Source organism: Aureimonas ureilytica, from assembly GCF_001475935.1.
Classification (GTDB): domain Bacteria; phylum Pseudomonadota; class Alphaproteobacteria; order Rhizobiales; family Rhizobiaceae; genus Aureimonas; species Aureimonas ureilytica_A.
In genome coordinates this window covers 1-1303 of the sequence record NZ_LDQA01000128.1, presented here as the reverse complement: position 1 = coordinate 1303, position 1303 = coordinate 1, and the positions used below count along the sequence as shown (strand labels likewise).

Annotated in this window: 2 protein-coding genes; both read right to left on the bottom strand. The window is 65.4% G+C overall.

Annotation, left to right across the window (positions count from 1 at the left end; all coding sequences use genetic code 11):
* Window positions 1-609, bottom strand: a 609-nt coding sequence (locus NS365_RS22980) for a nucleoside hydrolase (RefSeq protein WP_058602603.1), incomplete at its 3' end; no start/stop codon positions are given.
* Between the two features lie 138 nt (window positions 610-747).
* Window positions 748-1303: BMP family lipoprotein (locus tag NS365_RS22975; RefSeq protein ID WP_153003928.1), on the bottom strand; the 556-nt coding region annotated here is incomplete at its 5' end.

Below are 1303 nucleotides of genomic sequence, written 5' to 3'. Positions count from 1 at the left end.
GCGCGGCGGCGTCGAATGCATCTGATGCGTCACGTCCAGCGGCAGGACGGTGATGTCCGCGCCCGAGCGGAACACGATCCCGGCTGCGTCCGGGTCCACATAGATGTTGAATTCGGCGGTCGGCGTGATGTTGCCGACCTCGAAATACGCCCCGCCCATCAGGACGACGCCCTGAAGACGCTCGATGATGTCGGGTGCCTTGAGGAAGGCCAGCGCGATATTGGTGAGCGGGCCGAGGGCAGCGATCGTCACGGTCTTTTCCGGTAGGCGGCGCACCGTGTCGATGATGAAATCCACCGAATGCCCTTGGCGGGGCTTCGTCACGGGCTGGGGCAGATCCGGCCCGTCGAGCCCGGTCACGCCATGCACATGCTCGGCCGTCACAAGGCGATGGGCGAAGGGACGATCGGCCCCGGCATAGACCGGGATATCCGGCCGCCCGGCGAGTTCAACGAGGCGCAGGGCGTTGTTGACCGTGTGATGCAGAGGGATGTTGCCGGCGACCGCCGAGATGCCGAGCACCTCGATCTCGTCCGGCGAGCCCAGCGCGGCGAGAATGGCCACCGCATCGTCCTGCCCCGGATCGGTGTCGAAAATCACCTTGCGCATGGCGCGCTCCTTTTTCATCCGCATTCGGGCGGGCGTCTAACACTCCGCCTCCCGCTTGGCCAGAAGGCGGCCACCTCCAACGAAAACGGCCCGGAACCTCTCGGTTCCGGGCCGCCCGACACCGTCAGAAGCCTTACCTCAGTAAGGGCAGGTGTTGTCCGTGTTGTAATTGTGGACCTTGATCGTGCCGGCGATGATGTCGGCCTTGGCCTTCTCGACGGCCGCCGTCATCTCGGGCGTCAGCAGCGCCTTGTTGTTGTCGTCCACGGCATAGCCGACGCCATCCTCCTTGAGGCCGAGCGTCACCGTGCCGCCCTTGAACTCGCCCTTCTTGGCGTCTTCGAAGGTCTGGTACACGGCGTTGTCGACGCGCTTCACCATGGAGGTGAGCACATGGCCGGGATGCAGCATGTTCTGGTTGGAATCGACGCCGATGCCGAACTTGCCGGCATCCGCCGCGGCTTGGAGCACGCCGATGCCGGTCGCGCCAGCAGCGTGGAAGATCACGTCCGCGCCCTGCGACATCTGCGAGCGGGCGAGTTCGCCGCCGCGCACGGGGTCGTTCCAGGCAGCCGCCGTGGTGCCCGTCATGTTCTCCAGATATTTGGCGTCCTTCTTGGCCGCCATGACACCGCCCTTGTAGCCGCAGGCGAAGTTGCGGATCAGCGGAATGTCCATGCCGCCGACGAAGCCG